This is a genomic window from Aeromonas caviae (assembly GCF_000819785.1).
Classification (GTDB): domain Bacteria; phylum Pseudomonadota; class Gammaproteobacteria; order Enterobacterales; family Aeromonadaceae; genus Aeromonas; species Aeromonas caviae.
Genome location: NZ_CDBK01000018.1, coordinates 1 through 20,485, shown reverse-complemented (window position 1 = coordinate 20,485; position 20,485 = coordinate 1). Strand labels below are relative to the sequence as shown.

Sequence of the window (20,485 nt, the reverse complement as noted above, 5' to 3'; positions counted from 1 at the left end):
TCTCAATAGATGTAGTGCAGCAGGCTGAGCAGACGGATCTGGCCGCGGGCCAGCAGCCCGGTCAGGGTGTTGTCCGGCAGCAGCTGCACCGTGGCGCGGGCCCCGGCCGGCAGATGGGCGGGCAGTTGCTCCAGGGTCAGGTGCAGGCGCAGGCGCTGGGCATCCCGCACCCAGCGATCGGACTCGACAGGGTTCGCAAGCTGGCCGTTGGCGTCAAACTGGCCGGCGCTGACCCCGGCATCCAGGCTGGCGACGCGGGCAGGATAGAGGCGACCGGGCTCGCCGTCGAAGGCGACGAGGGCCTGACTGCCGGCGCTGACGTGGCGCAGGCTCTTCTCGCGAAAATCGGCGATCACGTCCACCTGCTCGGAGACCAGGGCCAGCAGAGGGGAACCCGCATTGGCCACGCTGCCAGGCTTGAGCTGCAAGTTGGTGATGATGCCGTCCTGGCTCGCATGAACCCGGCTGTAGGCGAGGTTGAGCTCGGCCTGGGCGAGGCGGTTGCGGGCCTGGCGCAGCAGCAGGTTGTCTTCCCCTGGCAAGCCGCGGTTGACGCGGGCCTGCTCTACCCGGGCCTGGCTGCCGAGCAGGTTGGCACGGGCGGTACTGTCGGCGTCATCTTTCTGTTGTTCAGAGACCATGTGACGGCGGTAGAGGGCGTCGATGCGCGCCGCTTCCCGCTGTTTCTGGTCGGCCTGGGTGCGCAGCGAGCTGTACTCCGCCTCATAGGCGGTCAGGGTCGCGTCCAGCTGGCGGTTCTGCTGCCTGGCCTGATCCAGGGCGAGCCTGGCCTGATCCACGGCGAGCTGGAAGGGTTCCGGGTCGAGGGCGAACAGCAGATCCCCCTGCTTGACGTGCTGGTTGTTGGCGACGGCGACTTCGACCACCTTGCCGCTGACCTGGGGGGCCATCCGGGTGACGACCCGGGTGGCCATGGCCTGGGGGGTCAGGGGCATCTTGATGTCGGCCAGCAGAAAGTAGCCAAACACCAGGACGAAGCAGACGATGGCCCACTTTATCCAGCGCTTGAATTGTTGATCCGGTGTCATCTTATTCTCTCTCTTCATGCTGTGCGGCTATCTTGCCGAGGGCGTTGGCGGAGATGCGGTGCACAATGTCTTCAAACTGGGCCAGCTCCTGCTGGCTGATGCCGGTGAGCAGCTCCCGGCGCACGGCGATGATGCGGCCCTCGATCTGATCGAGCAGCGCCTTGCCCGCCGGGGTCAGGGTGACGATGCGGGCCCGCTTGTCCTGGCTGCAACAATGGCGCTCGATCAGCCCCTGCTCCTCGAGCTGACCCAGGGTCCGCATCAGGGAGGGGAGCTCTATCTCCAGGGCCTCGGCCAGGGTCTTCTGGCTGAGGTGGCCGCCGAGGCGGCTGAGTTTCCACAGGGCGGTCCAGCGGGGATGGGTGAGCCCCAGAGGTGCCAGCTCGAGATCGGCCACGGTCCGCCAGAGCCGGTGCAATCGCCCCAGTTGCTCGGCGAGGGAGAGTTCTCGCAACATCTCCAGATCCTTTTTCATGACGGGCACCTCAATTACTTAGCTTGCGAAGCATTATATTTATTTCGCAGGCTAAGTAAATAGTGTGATACAGCTCACGTTCAGGTTTTTTGCCCGGGCCGTGGTGTTTAAGTTTTTATATGGCTTTGCGGGCCAGCTAACCGACAACGGCCGGGGGAGGCGCTAGAGTGGCCACCTTTGAGGTGCGCCAGGCTGGCCATTGACCCGGCCGGGGGACACCCTCACCCTGGGCTTTCCTGTCCGCTGCAAGGTTGAACGATGAAACTGCGCCACCAGCTAGTCACCCTCTCGCTTGGCTTGTCACTGCTGCTGATCCTGATCCTGGGCTGTCTGCTCGCCCTCTTCATGCGCCACCTGCTGGAGAACAACCTGAAGGAGAAGGGGAGCGATCTGGCCCGGGTGCTGGCGGCGGACAGCCGGGTGGTCCGGGCCCTGGAGAAGGGGAGCGATCCCGGGCTGCGGGATTATGTGCAGGGGATCTGCAGCCGCACCGACGCCGCCTACATGGTGGTGACCGACGAACATGCCAGGCGCCTGAGCCACCCCTCCCCCGAGCTGGTGGGCCAGACCTTCCGGGGGGAGGACATCTGGCCTGCACTCCAGTCGCGCGAGAGCTACTGCTCCCGGGACGTGGGCACCCTGGGCCCCGCCATCCGCTGCTTCGCTCCCGTGGTGGGGCCCGATGGCCAGGCCATCGGCGCGGTGGCGGTGGGTTATCTGATGCGCACCGTGGAGGGCACCTATCAGGAGCGGATCGCCCTGCTGGTCGGCGCCATCGCGGCGGTGCTGGGGTGCGGCCTGCTGCTGGCGCTCTGGGTGCAGCACCTGCTGCGGCGCACCCTGCTGGATCTGGAGCCGGAAACCATCGCCAATCGCTTCGCCCAGCAGGATCTGGTGCTGGAGGGGATCTCGGAGGGGATAGTGGCCCTGGACAACCAGCACAGGATCACCATGCTCAACAGCGCCGCCTTCTATCAGTTGCGACTGCCCGGCACCGGGCGCCACGCCCTGCTGGGCCGCTCCCTGGCGGAGCTGGCCCCCGGCCTCGTGCCCACGTTGCAGCAAGGGGGGGCGGTCAGGTTCACCGTGCAGGGGGATGACTTCGTCGGCCACTGGCAGGAGCTCAGCGGTCGCGAGCCGGGGCGCATGCTCATCTTCAGCCGGCCAGACGGCACCGGCAGCCTAGGCATGCAGGTGACCCACCTGCGCCAGTACGGCGAGATGCTGCGCATCCAGACCCATGAATTCGCCAACAAGCTCAGCAGCCTCTCCGGTCTGCTCCAACTCGGCCACGTGGATCAGGCGGTAGACCTCATCCAGCAGGAGAACGAAGCCTGCCAGAACATGTTGCAGGATCTGCTGCGGGTCATCGAGAACAAGCCGGTGGCCGGGCTCATCCTCGGCAAGTTCAGCCGGGCGCGGGAGCTGGGGGTGGAGCTGGTGCTGGATGCGGGGTCGGCCCTCGGGGAGTATCCGGCCGAGGTGTCGGCGGATCTCATCACCTGCATCGGCAACCTGCTGGACAACGGCATTCGCGCCGCCTGGGGGAACCGCGAGCACGCCGCGCCCAGGGTGCTGCTCTCCCTCGATGATCTGGGGCGGCGGCTGGTGATCGAGGTGGAGGACAGTGGCGAGGGGGTGGACGAGGCGCTGGCGGATCACCTGTTCGACTACGGTGTCAGCCGCCAGACCGGGGATCACGGGGTCGGCCTCTTCCTGGTCAAGAAGACGGTGGCCAGGCGGGGGGGCGTGATAGAATGGCGCCGCACCGCCGAGCAGACGACCCTGTTCGGTATCTATTTGAATAAAAACCAATTGGTGTAAGTCATGAAGCCAATCTTCACGCTGATTATCGAGGATGACGAGCGGATAGGCGCCATGTTGGGGGAGCTGGTCTCCTCCACGGCCGGGTTCTCCCTGATGGGGCGGGCCGGCACCCTGGCCGAGGCGGATCGCCTGATGGCGGGGAGCGAGCCCCGCTTGCTGATGGTCGACATCTCCCTGCCCGATGGCTCGGGCCTGGAGTGGGTGAGCCGGCTGCGCAGCCACAACCGGGAGGTGATGGTGATGATGGTGACCGCCTCCTGCGACGTGGAGACCATACAGCAGGCCCTCAACCTGGGCGTCCAGGACTACGTCATCAAGCCGCTGCGGCTGTTTCGCATCCAGCAGAGCCTGGAGGAGATCCTGGTCCTGCATCGCCGCCTGTGCGAGCCGGGGGAGCTGGCCCAGAGCGACCTGGACCGCCTGATGGGCAAGGCGCGCAACCAGGGTCGGGAGGCGCGGGAAACCCCCAAGGGGATCGACGCCATCACCCTGCGACAGGTGCTTGATCTGCTGGCGGGGGAGCCGGACAACACCTTCTCCACCGACACCGTGGCCCTGCGCCTCTCCCTGAGTCGCACTACGGCCCGCCGTTACCTGGAGTTTCTGGAGTCAGAAGATCGGCTGGACGTGGAGCTCAACTACGGCCAGCGTGGCCGCCCGGAGCGGCGCTACCACTGGCGCCGGGAGTCGTGACCCCGCCGCAGGCACAACGCCGAAGAGGCCGCGCACACCATGCTGCGCAGGCCGCGCAGATAAAAGGGAGCCTTTGAGCTCCCTTTTGTTTCGCCCCGATGCGACCCGGCCCCTCTATCTGGGGTCGCCCGAGAAGGGGTGCAGGGCGGTGCGGGCGCGCTCGAACAGGGCGATGAGGTGATCCGCCACGGCCCGCACCCGCCGGGAGTGGGCGAGATCGCTGTGGAGCACCAGCCAGATGGGCTGATCCACCCCGAGCTCCGGCAGCAGGCAGACCAGATCCGTCTGGCGGGCCAGGTAGTGGGGCAGCACCGCGAGCCCCAGACCGGCCTGGGCGGCGGCGAGCTGGGCCGCCAGGGTGCCGGTCTCCACCCGACAGGGGCGGCCGCGCAGCATGCGGGTCATCCATCTGGCGGCGGGCAGGTGGCTCTGGGTTTCGTTCCAGCCGATGAAGTCATCCTGATCGAAGCTGGCGGCATCCACCCCGGGGCTGCGGGCATCCAGGTAGGCGCCGGTCCCGTAGAGGCCAAAGCCCAGGGTGCCCAGGCGCCGCAGGGTGAGGTGGCCGGCATCGGGCTTGACCATGCGCACCGCGAGATCGGCATCGCGCCGGTGCAGGTTCACCGTCTGCACCCCGGTGACCAGATCCACCCTCAGCTCGGGGTGCTGGGCAAAGAGCGTCGGCAGGGAGGGGATGATGAGGGGATTGGCCAGGTTCTCGGCGGTGGCGAGGCGCACGGTGCCGGCCACCTGTCCCTGCAACTGCCCCGCCTCGCCAAAGGCCAGCCCCGCATGTTCCAGCGCCTCGGCCCGCTCCAGCAGGGCCTCACCGTCGTCGGTCAGGCGATAGCCCTGCTGGTGGCGGCTGAACAGGGGCATGCCGAGGGCCGCCTCCAGCCTGTCCAGGCGCCGGGAGACGGTGGCCACCCCCATGCGCAGGGCGTGGGCGGCATCGCTCAGGGTGCCGCTGCGGGCGATGGCCAGGAAGACGCGGGCGTCGTCCCAGAGCAGGGGATCGTGCATGGTTTTTCCATAATCGGAAGATAGGTTGCCAGTTATCTCTATATCTCATTCATTTTCGGAAGGCCATACTCCCCTGCAACTTGTCAGGGAGAAAATGCGATGCAACGACGAACACTGGGAGCCAACCTGCAGGTCTCTGCCCTGGGGCTGGGCTGCATGGGGATGAGCGAATTCTACGGGCCGCGGGACGATGAGACGTCCTTGCGGGTGCTGGCGGAGGCGGTGGAGCGGGGCATCGACCTGCTCGACACCGCCGACATGTACGGCCCCCACCACAACGAGGCGCTGATCGGGCGTTTTCTCGTGACCCGGCGGGGGCAGGTGAAGGTCGCCACCAAGTTTGGCATCGTGCGCCAGCACGGGGAGTACAGGCGTACCCTCGACAACAGCGCCCGCTATGCGCGCCAGAGCTGCGAGGGCTCCCTGCGCCGCCTCGGCATCGAGCAGATCGATCTCTACTATGTGCACCGCCTCGATCCGGCCCATCCCGTCGAGGAGACCATGGCCGGGCTGGCGCAGCTGGTACAGGAGGGCAAAATAGCCCGCATCGGTCTGTGCGAGGTGAGCGAGGCCACCCTGAGGCGCGCCCATGCCGTGCACCCGGTGGCGGCGGTGCAGACCGAATACTCCCTCTGGACGCGGGAGGTGGAGGCGGCGGTGCTGCCCGCCTGCCGGGAGCTGGGGATTGGTCTGGTGGCCTACTCACCCCTGGGGCGCGGGTTTCTGACCGGGCGCTACCAGCAGGAGGCGGTGTTCGAGGAGGGGGATTTTCGGGCCGGTCTGCCGCGGTTTCAGGAGGACAACCTCGCCACCAACCGCACCCTGGTGCAGGCGGTCATGGCCCTGGCGCAGCAGAAGGGATGCTCGGCGGCGCAGATAGCCCTGGCCTGGTTGCTGGCGCAATGGGAGGGGATAGTGCCCATCCCCGGCACCCGGCGCCTGACCCACCTTGAGGATAACCTCGGCGCCCTCTCGGTGCGCCTTACGCCTGCGGAGCTCGGGGCCCTGGGACAGGCCATCCGGACCCTGCCGGTGGCGGGGGAGCGCTATACCGCCGAGGGGATGAAGGGGGTGAACGCATGAGCGGCTCGCACTCAGCCCGCCCCGGGTTGGCCTGCTCGCTCCGTTGAGGGCACCACCTGGGCGAGAAAATGACAAAGGGAGCCGAGGCTCCCTTCTTTATGCTGCCACGGCGATGGCTTATGCCCCTTCCGGCAGAGGACGGCGTACCCTCGGCTTGAGCTGGGAGAGCATGACCCCGGTCAGGATGAGGCCGCCCCCCAGCAGGTGATAGCCGTGGATGGGCTCCCCCAGGGTGATGACGGCGATGAGGGCCGTGCACAGGGGCATCAGGTTCATGAAGACCGAGGTGCGCTCCGCCCCCAGGGTGGCGAGGCCGCGCATCCAGCAGTAGGCGGCGAAGATGGAGGAGGCGAGGCCGGCGAACAGCACCATGCTCCAGCCCTGGGCGGGAATGACCAGGGAGTCGGCAGAGAGGGCCACCGGGATGAGCAGCAGCACCGCCAGCAGGATCTGCAGGTAGAGGTTGAGCCAGGGGCCGAACGGCAGTTGCCAGCGGCGGATCAGCAGGCCATAGAGGGCATAGCTGGCCGCCCCCAGCAGCATCATGCCATCGCCCGGGTTGATGCCGCTGTGCAGCAGTGCCAGGGGGTTGCCCTGACCCAGCAGCCAGAGCACCCCGAACAGGGAGAGGCTCATGCCGAGCAGCGCCTGCTTGCCCGGCTTCTGGCCAAAGCAGCAGGCCCCGATGAGCAGGGTGAGCAGGGGCAGCAGGGAGCCGATGACCCCCATGTTGGTGGCCGAGGTGCTGTGGGCGGCGTAGTAGGCGAGGCACTGGTAGAGCACCATGCCGAGCAGGGAGAGCACCAGCAGCTTGCCGAGCCAGGGGCGGATGTCGGCCCGGCGGCGCCAGAGCTGCGGCAGGCAGAAGGGAGAGAGCGCGAGGGCGGCGATCACCCAGCGATAGAAGGAGATGGCGGCGGGATCCAGCACGCCGGCGGCGGCCTTGGAGACCACGGTATTGGCGGCCCAGATCAAGATGGCGAGCAGGGGGAAGAGAAAAGGCATAAGCACTCCTTGGTACGATGGGGAGAGTCTAGCCTTGTCTTGAACGAGGTAAGTAGCGTAAATAAGACATGTCATAACCGCTTTGGGACAATCTGCATGGGCACCCTCACCCTGGCCGAGCAGGATCGCCTGCTGGCCGACCCCAACCCCCTCTACTTTCGCTACAGCCAGATCCAGGGGGGCAACGCCTGCGCCGAGCACGCCCACCCCTGGGGTCAGCTCAGCCTCATCAGCCTGGGGGTAATGGTGGTGGAGGTGGGGGGAGAGCGGCTGGTGGCGCCCCCGGACTACCTCATCTGGGTGCCGGCGGACCTGCCCCACACCGCCTTCAACGAGCAGACCCTGGATTACACCTCCATCTACGTGAGCCACGCCTTGGCGCCGCGCCTGCCACGGGAACCCCAGCTGCTGGCGCTCACCCCCTTGCTGCGGGCCCTGCTGGAGGATTTCACCCAGCGCCGGGTCGGCCACATGGAGGATGAGTGGGATGCCCGTCAGGGTGAGCTCTTCATCGAGAAGCTGGCCCGCACCCGTTGCCAGCCGAGCTACCTGCCCCAGAGCCGGGATCGCCTGCTGGCACCCTTGCTGGCGGCATTGCAGGCGGCGCCGGAGGACAACCGCACGCTGGTGGAGTGGGCCAGGGCGCTGCACACCACGGAGCGCACCCTGGCGCGGCGCTGCCAGAAGGAGCTTGGCATGAGCCTGGGCCAGTGGCGCACCCGGCTGCGGCTGGTGAAGGCGCTGGACTGGCTGCGGGGCGAGATGCCGGTGCAGGAGATCGCCTGGCGCCTCGGTTACGCCTCCACCTCGGCTTTTATCGCCATGTTCCAGCGCGAACAGGGCTGCGCCCCCCAGCGCTATCGCCAGCAACTGGGCCAACCCGTGGCCTGAACCGCATGAAAAAGGGCGCCCGCAGGCGCCCTTGTGGATCACGGGATGGGCTTAGAAGAAGCCGAGGGGGTTGATGTCGTGGCTCACCAGCAGGTTCTTGGTGTTCTGGTAGTGGTCCAGCATCATCTTGTGGGTCTCGCGACCGATCCCCGACTTCTTGTAGCCGCCGAAGGCCGCGTGGGCCGGGTAGGCGTGGTAGCAGTTGACCCAGACCCGGCCGGCCTGGATGCCGCGCCCCATGCGCCAGGCCAGATTGCTGTCCCGGGTCCACAGGCCCGCCCCCAGCCCGTACTGGGTGTCGTTGGCAATGGCCAGGGCATCCGCCTCGTCCTTGAAGGTGGTGACCCCGAGCGCCGGCCCGAAGATCTCCTCCTGGAACACCCGCATCTTGTTCTGGCCCGAGAAGATGGTGGGCTGGATGTAGAAGCCCCCCTCCAGCCCGCTCACCTTGGCCGGGCCGCCGCCCAGCAGCATCTTGGCCCCTTCGCCGCGGCCGATCTCCATGTAGCTCAGGATCTTGTCGAACTGCTCGCGGGACGCCTGGGCCCCCACCTGGGTCGTGGTGTCGAGGGGGTTGCCCTGCACTATGGTGCGGGCGCGGGCCAGCACCCGGTCCATGAAGTCGTCATAGATGCTGGCCTGCACCAGGGCGCGGGAGGGGCAGGTACACACCTCCCCCTGGTTGAAGAAGGTCATCAGCATCCCTTCCACCGCCTTGTCGATGTAGCTGCTCTCGTGCTGCATCACGTCGGCGAAGTAGATGTTGGGGGACTTGCCACCGAGCTCCACGGTGGAGGGGATCAGCTTGTCGGCGGCGCAGCGCAGGATATGGGCGCCCACCTCGGTGGAGCCGGTAAACGCCAGCTTCTGGATCCGGTTGCTGGTGGCGAGCGCCTGGCCTGCCTCGGCGCCGAAGCCGTTGACCACGTTGACTACGCCAGGGGGCAGTATGTCCTTGATGAGATCCATCATCAGCATGATGGTGACCGGGGTCTGCTCGGCGGGCTTGAGCACGCTGCAGCAGCCGGCCGCCAGTACCGGGGCCAGCTTCCAGGCGGCCATCAGCAGGGGGAAGTTCCACGGGATGATCTGGCCGACCACCCCGATGGGCTCCTTGAAGTGGTAGCTGACGGTGTTCTGGTCCAGCTCGGCGGCGGAGCCCTCCTGGGCGCGGATGCAGCCGGAGAAGTAGCGGAAGTGATCCACCACCAGGGGCAGGTCGGCGGCCAGGGTCTCGCGCACCGCCTTGCCGTTCTCCCAGGTCTCGGCGACGGCGAGCACTTCAATGTTCTGTTCGATGCGATCGGCGATGCGCAGCAGCAGGTTGCTGCGCTCGGTGACGCTGGTCTTGCTCCAGCTGGCGAACGCCTTGTGGGCCGCGTCCAGGGCGAGCTCGATGTCGGCGGCGTCGGAGCGGGCCACCTCGCAGAACACCCGGCCATCCACCGGCGAGATGTTCTCGAAATAGCGGCCGGCGCGCGGCGCCACCCAGTCGCCACCGATGAAGTTGTCATAACGGGATTTGAAGCTGACCAGGGCACCTGCCTGACCGGGAGCGGTATAAATCATCTCATCATCCTTATGTGTGTGTGGTCCTGACCGGCCTGGCGGGCAGTCCGGTTGCTTCCTGTCATCGCAAGGGGCGTGCCAGCGGGTGGCGCTCTACACAAAAAGGTTGCAAAAACGTTATCAAACGGGGTGCCAAGGGGTATCTTGGTTAACCAGTGCCCCCCTGGACGGCCCCCGAACTGTGCCGTTTCGGAACATCGGGTGTGACACTGTGCCGTTTGTGAACAGGAGACGTGATGAAGGCGCTTCCCCAAGGCGGCCCTATTCGCGAGTGTGTAGAAGGAGGTGTGATGAGCGAGTTGCCTCAATCCGGTGCCAGCCCAATCCAGCGCTCCTGGGAGCGCTGCCTGCATCAGGGGCTGAGCCGCCAGCAGAGCGCCGAGCTGGACTTGCTGCCCCAGGGGGAGCTGTCGGCTCGCCAGGAGCAGCACAGGACGCTCATCGCCTGCTTCCAGCGCTTCGTGCTGCCGCTCTTTGGCCAGTTGCTGGCGGGCAGACCCTGTCGTCTGCTGGTGTGTGACGGCGAGGGGGCCATCCTCGCGGTGAGCGGAGACGATCGGTTTGCCCGCCATGCCGAGCGCATTTTTTTGCGCAGCGGCGCCCGCTGGGGGGAAGCGAGCAAGGGCACCAACGCCATCGGCACCGCGCTGGCCGAGCAGAGCGAGGTGCAGGTGCTGGGGGCGCAGCACTTCTTCGCCCAGCACAGTTTTCTCAGTTGCAGCGCCTGCCCCCTGCTCGGGCCGGACGGGCAACTGCTCGGCGTGCTCGACATCTCCACCGATGCGGCCCACCACGGCGGCGACATGCTGGGCACCGTGCGTCTCCTGGCCATGACCCTGGAAAACGCCCTGCTGGCCCGCCAGCCGGGCTGGCTGGTGGATCTCGATCCCCAGAGCCTCTGGTCTGCCCGCCTGCTGCTGGGGGAAGGGGGCGAGCTGCTCGGGGCCAACCGGGCCGGTCGGCTCTGGCTCGGCCAGCACCCCTTCGACGGCCAGCAGTTGCTGCGCGAACGCCGCGGCCTGCGGCTGGCGCCGGAGGCGGGGGAGCGCGCCGCCAGGCTTCCCCTGCCGAGCGCGGTTGAGGAGGGGGGATCGCAGGCGCAGCAGGTGTCGCTCAAGATGCTGGAGCGGGGCATCTCATTGCTCATCGAGGGGGAGACCGGCAGCGGCAAGGAGCACCTGGTGCGCACCCTGCACGCCAGATCGAGCCGTCGGGCGCGGCCTCTGGTGTGCGTCAACTGCGGCGCCCTTCCGGCGGAGCTGGTGGAGGCCGAGCTGTTCGGCTACGTGGGGGGGGCCTTCAGCGGTGCCCGCAGCCAGGGCAGCCAGGGCTATCTGCGCGCCGCCCACGGCGGCATCCTGATGCTGGATGAAATTGGCGAGCTGCCGCTCCAGGCCCAGACCCGGCTGCTGCGGGTGTTGCAGGAGCGCGTCGTCACCCCGGTGGGCAGCCACAGACCCGAGGCGGTGGATTTCTGGCTGGTCAGCGCCAGTCATCGGGATCTGGCGGCCATGGTGGCGGCCGGCACCTTTCGCGAAGATCTCTACTACCGCATCTGTGGCTGGCGCCAGCAACTGGCCCCCCTGCGGGCCTGGTCGGTGCCCGAGCGTCAGGGGCTGATCCTGAACCTGCTCGCCCAGATGGACCCGGCACTGCAACTGAGCCGGGAGGCGGAGCAGCGGTTGCTGGCCCACCCACTGCCCGGCAACGTGCGCCAGCTCAAACAGGCGCTGGAGGTGGCCTGTGTACTGGCAGAGGGGCAGGGCTGGATTGAACCTGCCCATCTGCATCTGCCCGCCGTGGCGGGGGGAGCGAGCTCACCTTTGGGAGGGAATACCCTGCGCGAGCAGAGCCGGCAGCGGGTGCAGCAGACCCTGGCAGAGTGCGGCGGCAACGTAAGCGAGGCGGCGCGCCGTCTTGGCATCAGTCGCACCACCCTCTATCGGGCGCTGCGGGAGGAGGGGTAACGGGTGTCGCGCCGTCCAGCGCTTGTGTAGACTGCGGTGGCAAGGACGTTTTTTCGTTATGTTTCCATCGCAGGGAGTGCGCAATGATCCATCTTACGACCGACGAGGCCCCCCGCCTCTCTCCCGGCTGCTGGCCGATGCCGCTTGCGCCCCATGGGGCCCGTGCCGGCTAGTCGGCACCCGTCTGCGCCCGGTGCGGCGCGTGTAATAACCTTGGATCTGGATCAGCGCGGTCCGGCGCTTCAAGGTGTAGGGTAAAAGCCCTTTTTCAGGTGTGATGCCGATGATCCCTTCTTATTCCCGCATGACGACGCTGTTGTTCTGGTGCCTGCTGGCGGCGAGCCTGCTGGCCATGGCGATATTCGAATTCGGACCCGAGCGGCGGCTCGACATCCTGAGCCAGGCCGGTTTGTCCGTGCGTGCCCAGGATGACAGGGCCCACAAGGGCTCCTCCGTCGCCACCCTGAGTCAGGGGGGCGACAGACCCGCCATCCAGTGCACCCTGCGAAGCCAATATGCCTATCCTTTCTGCGAGCTGGTTTTGACCCTGACCGACCCCGAGCGGGGGCTGGATCTCTCCGGCTTCACCGGGGTGCGGGTGAGGCTGGATGTAGAAGGGCAGGGGGTACAGGCCTGGCGCCTTTATCTGCGCAACTACGATCCCGTCTACTCGACGCGGGAAGACGAGAGTTCCCACAAGTTCAACGAAGTGCTCTTCACCGCCAGGGATTTTGGTCGTGAGCAGGATGTCCCCCTGAACGTCTTCGCCCCCAGCTCCTGGTGGGTGCAGCAGTACGACATTCCGCTGGTCCAGCAGGGGCCGGATCTGCACCATGTCTACGCCATCGAGATCGCCTCCGATGACAAGATGTTGCCGGGGGAGTACCGGTTGCGGCTCGAGCGGCTGGAGTTCTATGGCCGCTGGTGCAAGCCGGGGGACTTCTATCGCTATCTGCTGCTGGGGTGGCTTGTCTACGGCGTGCTGCTCTTCCTGGTCCAGAATCTGATGTTCGGTGATCGGCTGCGCAAGGCCAGGGAGGCGCGCCTCGCGGCTGAAGCCCTGAGTGCGAGCCTGTGCGAGCAGAACCGGCGTACCGAGGAGGAGGCCCGTTACGATCCCCTGACCGGGGCCCTCAATCGGCTCGGCGGCGAAAAGCTGCTCGGGGAGCTCGGCGAGATGCCGCTCTCCTTCATCTACATCGACATCGATCACTTCAAGGGAGTCAACGACGGTCACGGCCACCCGGTGGGGGACGAGGTGCTCAAGCACATGGTGAGCGAGCTGCTGCGCCATTGTGACAGCCTGTGCCGACTGGTGCGCTGGGGTGGGGAGGAGTTCGTGCTGGTCTGCCTCCATTACGACGAGGGACGGGCCGCCGCCCTGGCGGAGCGGCTGAGAGGGGCGCTGGAGGGGTACAGGCACTGGCCGCTGGGGCTCGGGATCACCGCCTCCTTCGGGGTGGCCGAGCGGCGCAAGGATAGCCTGGAGCAGGCGCTCAAGCGGGCCGACGAGGCGCTCTATCAGGCCAAGCAGAATGGTCGCAACCGGGTGGAGGTGGCGCCCGACTGATCCGGCGCTGGAGCCCATGGCCGGGCGGGGCTATCATGCGCCCCATCATCCATCCGAGGAGAGATTCCATGGCACAACACATTGGCGCCCTGACGCTGCTGGTGGCGGATTACGACGAGGCCATCGCCTTTTTCACCCGGGGAATGGGCTTCGAGCTATTGGAAGACACCCCCCTCGACGAGCCCGGCAAACCGGGCAAACGCTGGGTGCGGGTCGCTCCCAAGGGGGCTCCCGGCTCCGCCCTGCTGCTGGCTCGCGCGGCCAACGAGGAGCAGCGCGCCGCCATCGGTCGCCAGGGGGGCGGTCGAGTTTTCCTGTTCCTCGAGACAGACGACTTCTGGGGCGATTACGAGCGGATGCAGGCCTATGGCGTTCATTTTTGTGAACAGCCGCGCCTCGAACCTTACGGTACCGTGGTGGTGTTCGAGGACATCAGTGGCAATCGCTGGGACCTGCTGCAACTCGCTGCTGCCAACTGAATCTGAAAACGTTTATCATCCCGCCCGTCATAAAGTCATAAAAGTGTCACAGAAAGTTCTAATAATTGGCGCACCCATCTTCACAGAGGAGAGAGAAGGGATATGGCTAAGCGAATTCTGGTGGTCGAGGACGAGGCACCGATCCGCGAAATGCTCTGCTTCGTGCTTGAGCAGAAGGGATATGAAACAGTAGAAGCAGAAGATTACGCCGATGGACTGGCAAAGGTGCGCGAACCCTACCCCGAACTCATCGTGCTGGACTGGATGATGCCAGGTGGCAGCGGTATCCAGTTCCTCAAGCAGCTCAAGCAGGATGAGATGACTCGCCAGATCCCGGTGGTGATGCTGACCGCCCGGGGCGAGGAAGAGGACAAGGTGCGCGGGCTCGAGGCCGGTGCCGACGACTACATCACCAAGCCCTTCTCCCCCAAGGAGCTCACCGCCCGCCTGCACGCCGTGATGCGCCGCGTCTCTCCCACCTCGGTGGACGAGGTGATCGAGGTGCAGGGGCTCAAGCTGGATCCCGTTTCCCACCGGGTCAGTGCCGAGGAGAAGGCTCTCGACATGGGGCCGACCGAATTCAAGCTGCTGCACTTCTTCATGACCCACCCCGAGCGGGTCTACAGCCGCGAACAGTTGCTCAACAACGTCTGGGGTACCAATGTGTATGTCGAGGACAGAACCGTGGACGTGCACATTCGCCGCTTGCGCAAGGCCATCGAAGAGACGGGGCACGACAGATTGATCCAGACGGTGCGCGGGGCCGGCTACCGCTTCTCGACCCGTCTCTAGGTCTGGGCCAGTGCCGCCAGCCCCTGCTGGCGGGCATTGGACCCGGCTCTTTGCTGTCTCTAGGAGATCTTAATGTTGCAACCTTACGCCTGGCGGCGACAGTTGTGGCGAATGGCGTTCTTCTACAGCCCCTTCGTCTTGGTAGGTTGGTTAATCGATCATCTCGTTCTTTGCCTGCTGGTGGCCACGGTGCTGCACCTGGTCTGGCACTACCGCTTCCAGAAGCGGCTGTCGGACTGGCTGTGGCACGATCGCAGCCTGGTGCCGCCCCACGGCAGCGGCAGCTGGGAGCACATCTTCAACGGCATCTACAAGTTGCAGCAGCGTCACCGGGCCCGGCGCCGGGAGCTGGCGGGCCTCATCCGCCGTTTTCGGGAAGGGGCGGAGGCGCTGCCCGATGCGGCCGTGGTGTTTCGCACCGACGGCAGCATCCTCTGGTGCAACCGGCTGGCGGAGCAACTGCTCGGCTTTCGCTGGCCCGAGGATGCCGGCCAGCACATCGGCAACCTGATCCGTCACCCCGCCTTCGTCGCCTATCTGGGCAAGGGGCAGTATGACGAGCCGTTCGAGATGCACTCCCCCATCAACGAGGAGAAGTTCCTCGAATTTCGCATCATGCCCTATGCGGAGGACCAGGCCATGCTGGTGGTGCGGGATGTGACCCGGCTGCGCAGCCTGGAGAAGACGCGCAAGCACTTCGTCTCCAACGTCTCTCACGAGCTGCGCACCCCCCTCACCGTGCTCAAGGGGTATCTGGAGATGACCGAGGAGCCGCCGCCCCCCGCCATGTGGGCCAAGGCGCACAAGGTGATGATGGAGCAGACGATCCGCATGGACAATCTGGTCAACCAGCTGCTCACCCTGTCGCGCATCGAGGCGGCGCCCACCGTGGATCTCTCCCATCTGGTGGACATGCCCGCCATGCTGGGGCTGCTGGAGCAGGAGGCGCGGGCGCTCTCCGGCGAGCGGGCCCACGAGATCGTCTTCATGGTCCAGCCCAATCTGCTGGTGCGCGGGGATCAGGATCAGCTGCGCAGCGCCGTCTCCAACCTGGTCTACAACGCCATCCACTACACCCCGGCGGGGCGCAAGATCACCGTGGAGTGGCGCAAGCAGGGGAGCATGGCGCTGTTTGCGGTGCAGGATGAGGGGGAGGGGATCCCCCCCGAGCATCTGGCGCGGCTCACCGAGCGGTTCTATCGGGTCGACAAGGCCCGCTCGCGCCACACCGGAGGGTCCGGGCTCGGCCTTGCCATCGTCAAGCATGCCCTGAGTCATCACGATGCCCATCTCGATATCGAGAGCCGGGTCGGTGCGGGCAGCCGCTTCAGCTTTCTCATTCCCGCCCGCATGGTGCTGGTGAAATAATATTTTGTGTCAATGTGTTAGCAACGAGAGAAGGGCTGCATCGCAGCCCTTTTTTCATCCGGGCCACTCTCGGCCCATGTCATCAAAGTGTCATATAAATTCCATAAATTTGTCACTGCCAGGCCAGATACTGGCGCCGTCTTAAAGAACGGACCTTCTGTAACACTGGAGAAGGAGTGGTGCTGGCCCACGGATCATTGCGATCGGGTGTCAACCACGTTTAGACGTCAACCTGACGATTGCCTTCTGCAACCTTGGACTTGGAGAGATTGGATGAAACTCAACAAACTGGCTGGTGTCATCGGATTCACCGCAGCAACCCTGTTTTCTGTCAGCGCTCTGGCTGCCGGTGTGGATAAAGACCTGCCGGAATACACACCGACCAGCGGCATCTCGGGCAACCTGTCCTCTGTCGGCTCGGACACCCTGGCCAACATGATGACCCTGTGGGCCGAAGAATTTAAGCGCATGTATCCCAACGTCAACGTGCAGATCCAGGCCGCCGGTTCTTCCACCGCACCGACTGCCCTGACCGAGGGCGTCGCCCAGTTTGGCCCCATGAGCCGTGCCATGAAGGCTGGTGAAGAGGAGGCATTCGAGAAGCGCTACGGCTACAAGCCGACCGCCATCCGCGTCGCTGTCGATGCCCTGGCCGTGTTCGTCAACAAGGACAACCCCATCAAGGGGCTGACCATGTCGCAGATCGACGCCATCTTCTCCAGCACCCTCAAGTGCGGCGAAGCCAAGGCGGCCACCAAGTGGTCTGATCTGGGTCTGGACGGCAGCTGGTCCGGCAAGGATCTGCAACTGTTCGGTCGCAACTCCGTGTCCGGTACCTACGGTTACTTCAAGGAACACGCCCTGTGCAACGGTGACTTCAAGAGCGGCGTGAACGAGCAGCCGGGCTCCGCCTCCGTGGTACAGTCCGTCTCCTCCTCCCTGAACGGCATCGGCTACTCCGGTATCGGCTACGTCACCTCCGGCGTACGTGCCGTTCCGCTCTCCAAGGATGGCAAGACCTTCATCGAGGCGAACTCCGACAACGCCATCACCGGCAAGTACCCGCTGTCGCGCTTCCTGTACGTCTACGTGAACAAGCATCCGAACAAGCCGCTCTCCCCGATGGAGCAGGAGTTTGTGAAGATGATGCTCTCCAAGGCGGGCCAGACCATCGTTGCCAAGGACGGCTATGTGCCGGTCCCGGCCAAGGTGGTTCAGGCCGACCTGAAGAAGCTGGGCATCATGTAACAGAACATGCCCTTGCAGAAAAACGAGCCCCATGCGGGCTCGTTTTCATTGGTGCGCCCCAGGATCTTTTTGGTCGCAGGGCGCAGCGCCCGGCTTGCGCCGGGCGGCGGCATTTCCGAGAATAGGGCAACTTCACGGCAAAGGACCCTCTCATGCGCGCATCTTCCCTCTCCAGACTGGCCCTGACGGCCTTGTGCAGCGCCCTGCTGGCCGGTTGCGCCCAGTCACCGACCGGTCGCAACCAGATGCTGCTCTTCTCCCCCCAGCAGATGAACCAGCTGGGCGCCGACTCCTTCACCCAGATGAAGCAGCAGGAGAAGGTGAGCACGGATGCCAGGATGAATGCCTATGTGGGCTGCGTGGCCAAGGCGGTGACCGCCCAGGTGCCTGCCAGCTATGGCATCACCAGCTGGGAGGTAGTGGTGTTCGACTCCAAGGAGATCAACGCCTTCGCCCTGCCCGGCGGCAAGATAGGCGTGTACAGCGGCCTGCTGAAAGTCGCCAAGAATCAGGACCAGCTCGCCACCGTCATCGGTCACGAGCTGACTCACGTGCTGGCCCAGCACTCCAACGAGCGCCTCTCCCGGGATCAGCTGACTGGTATCGGGCTGGCGGTGGCGGACGCCGCCATCGGCAGCAGCGACAGCCTCGGGGGTGCTGCCACCATGGCCGCCCTGGGCCTCGGGGTCCAGGTGGGGATAGCCCTGCCTTACGGCAGAACCCAGGAGAGCGAAGCGGACCGGCTCGGCCTCGAGCTGATGGCCCGCGCCGGGTTCAACCCGGCCGAAGCCGTCACCCTGTGGCAGAACATGAGCGCCGCCTCCGGTGGCAAGGCACCGCCCCAGTTGCTCTCCACCCACCCCAGCGACCAGAGCCGGATCGCCAACCTGCAGGCCCAGCAGGCCGAAGTGCAGCCCCTGTACCAGCAGGCGAAAGCATCAGGGCTGGTTCCCCAGTGCAAGGCGTAAGCCTGCGCCTGGCGCGTCCCGCCGATGCCGCCGCCATGACGGTGATGCAGCGGGCGAGTTGGCTGGCGGCCTACGGAGAGGTGCTGGGGGCCGACATGCTGGCCCAGCTGGCGGTGACCGACCACCTGCAGATCTGGCGACATCGGCTCGCCGAGCCCGGCCCCGTTCCCATGCTGGTCTGTCAGGACGACGTGGTCATCGGCCTGCTCTACTGGCAGCCCTCTTTGGAGGAAGGCTTGATGACGGCGCGGATCCGTGCGCTCTACCTTCATCCCGATCATTGGCGTCAGGGTCATGGCAAACGGCTGTGGCAGGCGGTGGCGGTACAGATGCGCCGGGCCGGTTGCGAGTGCGTCAGGCTCTGGCTGCTGGATGGCAATCACATCGGCGAGGGATTCTACCTGCGCCGCGGCTTCATGTTCGACGGTCAGGAGCGTACCCTGATGAGCCTCGGACAACCTTGCCAACAGCGACAAATGTTCCGTTTGCTTTGAGCTGGCTCCCGTTTTTCGCCCCCGGTCACTTTATTTTTTTTGCGAATTAATACAATGTGCCCCATCTGGACAGACTGAGGTGGCCGGGTCCACCGCAAGGGAGTGTGGCATGTACTACGGATTTGACATTGGCGGCACCAAGATAGCGTTCGCTGTGTATGACGGCGCCTTGAATCTCTGTCACGAGGAGCGCATGAGCACTCCCGGCAATGATTACGAAGGGTTGCAGCAGCTGATCCGCGAGCGGGTCGAGGCGGCTGATGCGCGCTTCGGGGTGAAAGGGGTTGTCGGCATCGGGTTTCCGGGGATCCTCAATCGCCTCGACGGGAGCATAGTGGCGGCCAACCTGCCCGCCATCCATGGCCGCCATCTGGGGGCGGATCTGGCCGAGCTGCTGGGCCGACCGGTCAAGGTCGACAATGACGCCAACTGTTTCCTCTGGTCGGAAGTGCATCAGGGGGCCGCAGACGGTGCTGGCAGCGCCCTCGGCGTCACCATAGGTACCGGCATCGGCGGCGCCGTCTATCTGGCGGGCAAGCTCATCCAGGGGCGCAACTGGCTGGCGGGGGAGATAGGTCACTACCCGCTGCCCGCCACCATCCTGATGAAATACCCGGATTTGCCCCGTCCTCGCTGTGGCTGCGGGCGCCTGGTCTGTTTCGAAACCTATGCGTCGGGTACGGGCCTGGAGCGGCTATACCACCATGTTCATGGGGAACGGGTGAGCGGCCACCAGATCGTCGCCCGTGCCGATGCCCGTGAGGCGGCGGCCCTCTCGACCATCGACTGCTGGCTCGAGATCATCGCCGCTGGCCTCGCCACCGCCATCTCGGTGATTGATCCCGATGTGGTGGTGCTGGGGGGCGGCCTGAGCGCCCTGCCAGCCCTCTATGAGGAGTTGCCCAAACGTCTGCCCGGCCACCTGCTGCCCGGTGTCGCCCTGCCGGCGATCCGCGAGGCCCGCTTCGGTGGAGCCGGCGGTGTGCGCGGTGCAGCCCTGCTCAATCTGTGAGATCGGACAGAGGGTCTGATCTCCCCGAACAAGGAGTCATCATGACCCGTCTTGAAATCTGTATCGACAACCTCGAATCCCTGTTCACCGCCCAGGCGGCCGGCGCCGATCGCATCGAGCTCTGCTCTGCGCTGGGGCTGGGTGGCCTCACTCCCTCCTATGGCTTTATGCAGCTGGCTGCCCGCCACGCCACTGTGCCGGTGTACGCCATGATCCGTCCACGCGCCGGAGATTTTTGCTTCAACGACGGCGAGTTCGAGATGATGCTCTTGGATATCGCGGCCGCTCGTGCCGCCGGCCTGCAAGGGGTGGTGGTCGGTCTGCTGGATGAAGATGGACGGGTACCCGAAGGCAAGCTCCGGCAACTGGTCGAGGCGGCGGGGCCGCTCGGCGTCACCTTCCACCGGGCCATCGATCTCTCCTCCGACTGGCGGCTGGATCTCGAGACGATCGTCGCGGCGGGTTGCGAGCGCATTCTGAGCTCCGGCCATGCGCCGACCGCGCTGGCGGGGCTCGAAACCCTGCAAGCCATGCACCAGGCGCTGGCGGGACGGGCCAGCCTGATGCCGGGGGCCGGGGTCAACGCCGACAACGTGCGCACCATCATCGAATTCACCGGCGTCAATGAAGTGCACATGTCCGGCATGGGCTGGCGCGGCGGCATGGTGCCCCATGGTGTGAACATGGGCACCTCGGACGACGGCCGGGTCAACATCACCGACGACGCCAAGGTCGCGGCGGTGAGGGCACTGCTGGACAAGGCCTGATGCAGACCGTGCGGCGCCATGGTGCCTCTCTTTGTGACGTCAACATGGGCACCTCGGACGACGGTCGGGTCAACATCACCGACGGCGCCAAGGTCGCGGCGGTGAGGGCACTGCTGGACAAGGCCTGATACAGGCCGTGCGGCGGCATGGTGCCCCATGGTGTCAACATGGGCACCTCTGACGATGGCCGGGTCAACATCACCGA

Annotated in this window: 19 protein-coding genes and 1 pseudogene; 15 read left to right on the top strand and 5 right to left on the bottom strand. The window is 65.6% G+C overall.

The window, feature by feature from the left end; translation table 11 throughout:
- Window positions 1–2: 2 nt before the first annotated feature.
- Entirely contained in the window at window positions 3–1,049 is a 1,047-nt protein-coding gene (locus BN1120_RS02810; protein WP_042014638.1) for an HlyD family secretion protein, read from the bottom strand.
- Between the two features lies 1 nt (window position 1,050).
- A complete protein-coding gene (gene slyA, locus BN1120_RS02805) occupies window positions 1,051–1,524 on the bottom strand; it encodes a transcriptional regulator SlyA (RefSeq protein WP_010673459.1) in 474 nt (157 codons plus the stop codon).
- 258 nt (window positions 1,525–1,782) lie between these two features.
- Here slyA and BN1120_RS02800 point away from each other — a divergent pair, with 258 nt between their 5' ends.
- Both BN1120_RS02800 and BN1120_RS02795 read left to right on the top strand, forming a co-directional pair.
- On the top strand, window positions 1,783–3,348 hold the full coding sequence (locus BN1120_RS02800; protein WP_010673460.1) for an ATP-binding protein: 1,566 nt from the start codon (window positions 1,783–1,785) through the stop codon (window positions 3,346–3,348).
- 3 nt (window positions 3,349–3,351) lie between these two features.
- Window positions 3,352–4,044, top strand: a complete 693-nt coding sequence (locus BN1120_RS02795; RefSeq protein ID WP_039039279.1) for a response regulator — start codon at window positions 3,352–3,354, stop codon at window positions 4,042–4,044.
- 114 nt (window positions 4,045–4,158) lie between these two features.
- Here the strand turns inward: BN1120_RS02795 and BN1120_RS02790 are convergent, their stop codons facing one another.
- On the bottom strand, window positions 4,159–5,067 hold the full coding sequence (locus BN1120_RS02790) for a LysR family transcriptional regulator (RefSeq protein WP_042014635.1): 909 nt from the start codon (window positions 5,065–5,067) through the stop codon (window positions 4,159–4,161).
- 99 nt (window positions 5,068–5,166) lie between these two features.
- Here BN1120_RS02790 and BN1120_RS02785 point away from each other — a divergent pair, with 99 nt between their 5' ends.
- Window positions 5,167–6,150 (top strand): aldo/keto reductase, encoded by a 984-nt coding sequence (locus BN1120_RS02785; protein WP_042014633.1) that lies wholly within the window; start codon window positions 5,167–5,169, stop codon window positions 6,148–6,150.
- Window positions 6,151–6,267: 117 nt separating this feature from the next.
- Here BN1120_RS02785 and BN1120_RS02780 read toward each other — a convergent pair whose 3' ends face one another.
- The gene (locus BN1120_RS02780) at window positions 6,268–7,155 is read right to left on the bottom strand and encodes a DMT family transporter (RefSeq protein WP_042014630.1); all 888 of its coding nucleotides are present in this window, start codon (window positions 7,153–7,155) and stop codon (window positions 6,268–6,270) included.
- A 96-nt stretch (window positions 7,156–7,251) separates the two neighbouring features.
- On the opposite strand from BN1120_RS02780, the gene BN1120_RS02775 reads away from it, so the two are divergent.
- Window positions 7,252–8,046: an AraC family transcriptional regulator gene (locus BN1120_RS02775; RefSeq protein ID WP_010673466.1), complete on the top strand. Its 795-nt coding sequence runs from the start codon at window positions 7,252–7,254 to the stop codon at window positions 8,044–8,046.
- 51 nt (window positions 8,047–8,097) lie between these two features.
- Here BN1120_RS02775 and exaC read toward each other — a convergent pair whose 3' ends face one another.
- Entirely contained in the window at window positions 8,098–9,615 is a 1,518-nt protein-coding gene (gene exaC / locus BN1120_RS02770; protein ID WP_042014628.1) for an acetaldehyde dehydrogenase ExaC, read from the bottom strand.
- Window positions 9,616–9,905: 290 nt separating this feature from the next.
- Between exaC and BN1120_RS02765 the strand changes: the two genes are divergently transcribed.
- From BN1120_RS02765 to BN1120_RS02715, 11 genes and pseudogenes are all read left to right on the top strand, one after another.
- A complete protein-coding gene (locus BN1120_RS02765; protein WP_042014626.1) occupies window positions 9,906–11,582 on the top strand; it encodes a sigma-54-dependent Fis family transcriptional regulator in 1,677 nt (558 codons plus the stop codon).
- Between the two features lie 283 nt (window positions 11,583–11,865).
- On the top strand, window positions 11,866–13,152 hold the full coding sequence (locus BN1120_RS02760; protein WP_042014624.1) for a GGDEF domain-containing protein: 1,287 nt from the start codon (window positions 11,866–11,868) through the stop codon (window positions 13,150–13,152).
- Window positions 13,153–13,220: 68 nt separating this feature from the next.
- Complete coding sequence (locus BN1120_RS02755) at window positions 13,221–13,631, top strand: VOC family protein (RefSeq protein WP_010673470.1); 411 nt, start codon at window positions 13,221–13,223, stop codon at window positions 13,629–13,631.
- A gap of 102 nt (window positions 13,632–13,733) precedes the next feature.
- Window positions 13,734–14,423 carry a phosphate regulon transcriptional regulator PhoB gene (gene phoB / locus BN1120_RS02750; RefSeq protein ID WP_010673471.1) on the top strand — a complete coding sequence of 230 codons (690 nt, stop codon included), beginning with the start codon at window positions 13,734–13,736 and terminating at the stop codon, window positions 14,421–14,423.
- A gap of 72 nt (window positions 14,424–14,495) precedes the next feature.
- Complete coding sequence (gene phoR, locus BN1120_RS02745) at window positions 14,496–15,791, top strand: phosphate regulon sensor histidine kinase PhoR (protein WP_042014623.1); 1,296 nt, start codon at window positions 14,496–14,498, stop codon at window positions 15,789–15,791.
- A gap of 273 nt (window positions 15,792–16,064) precedes the next feature.
- The gene (locus BN1120_RS02740; RefSeq protein WP_010673473.1) at window positions 16,065–17,039 is read left to right on the top strand and encodes a PstS family phosphate ABC transporter substrate-binding protein; all 975 of its coding nucleotides are present in this window, start codon (window positions 16,065–16,067) and stop codon (window positions 17,037–17,039) included.
- 152 nt (window positions 17,040–17,191) lie between these two features.
- Window positions 17,192–18,007: a M48 family metallopeptidase gene (locus BN1120_RS02735; RefSeq protein WP_010673474.1), complete on the top strand. Its 816-nt coding sequence runs from the start codon at window positions 17,192–17,194 to the stop codon at window positions 18,005–18,007.
- Window positions 17,995–18,501, top strand: a complete 507-nt coding sequence (locus BN1120_RS02730; RefSeq protein ID WP_039039287.1) for a GNAT family N-acetyltransferase — start codon at window positions 17,995–17,997, stop codon at window positions 18,499–18,501. Before BN1120_RS02735 ends, BN1120_RS02730 begins: the two co-directional genes overlap by 13 nt.
- Window positions 18,502–18,610: 109 nt before the next feature.
- Entirely contained in the window at window positions 18,611–19,513 is a 903-nt protein-coding gene (locus BN1120_RS02725) for an ROK family protein (protein ID WP_041214715.1), read from the top strand.
- 41 nt (window positions 19,514–19,554) lie between these two features.
- On the top strand, window positions 19,555–20,280 hold the full coding sequence (locus BN1120_RS02720; RefSeq protein ID WP_042014620.1) for a copper homeostasis protein CutC: 726 nt from the start codon (window positions 19,555–19,557) through the stop codon (window positions 20,278–20,280).
- A gap of 38 nt (window positions 20,281–20,318) precedes the next feature.
- Window positions 20,319–20,408 (top strand): annotated as a pseudogene (locus BN1120_RS02715) (copper homeostasis protein CutC); the annotation flags it as partial.
- Window positions 20,409–20,485: the final 77 nt, after the last annotated feature.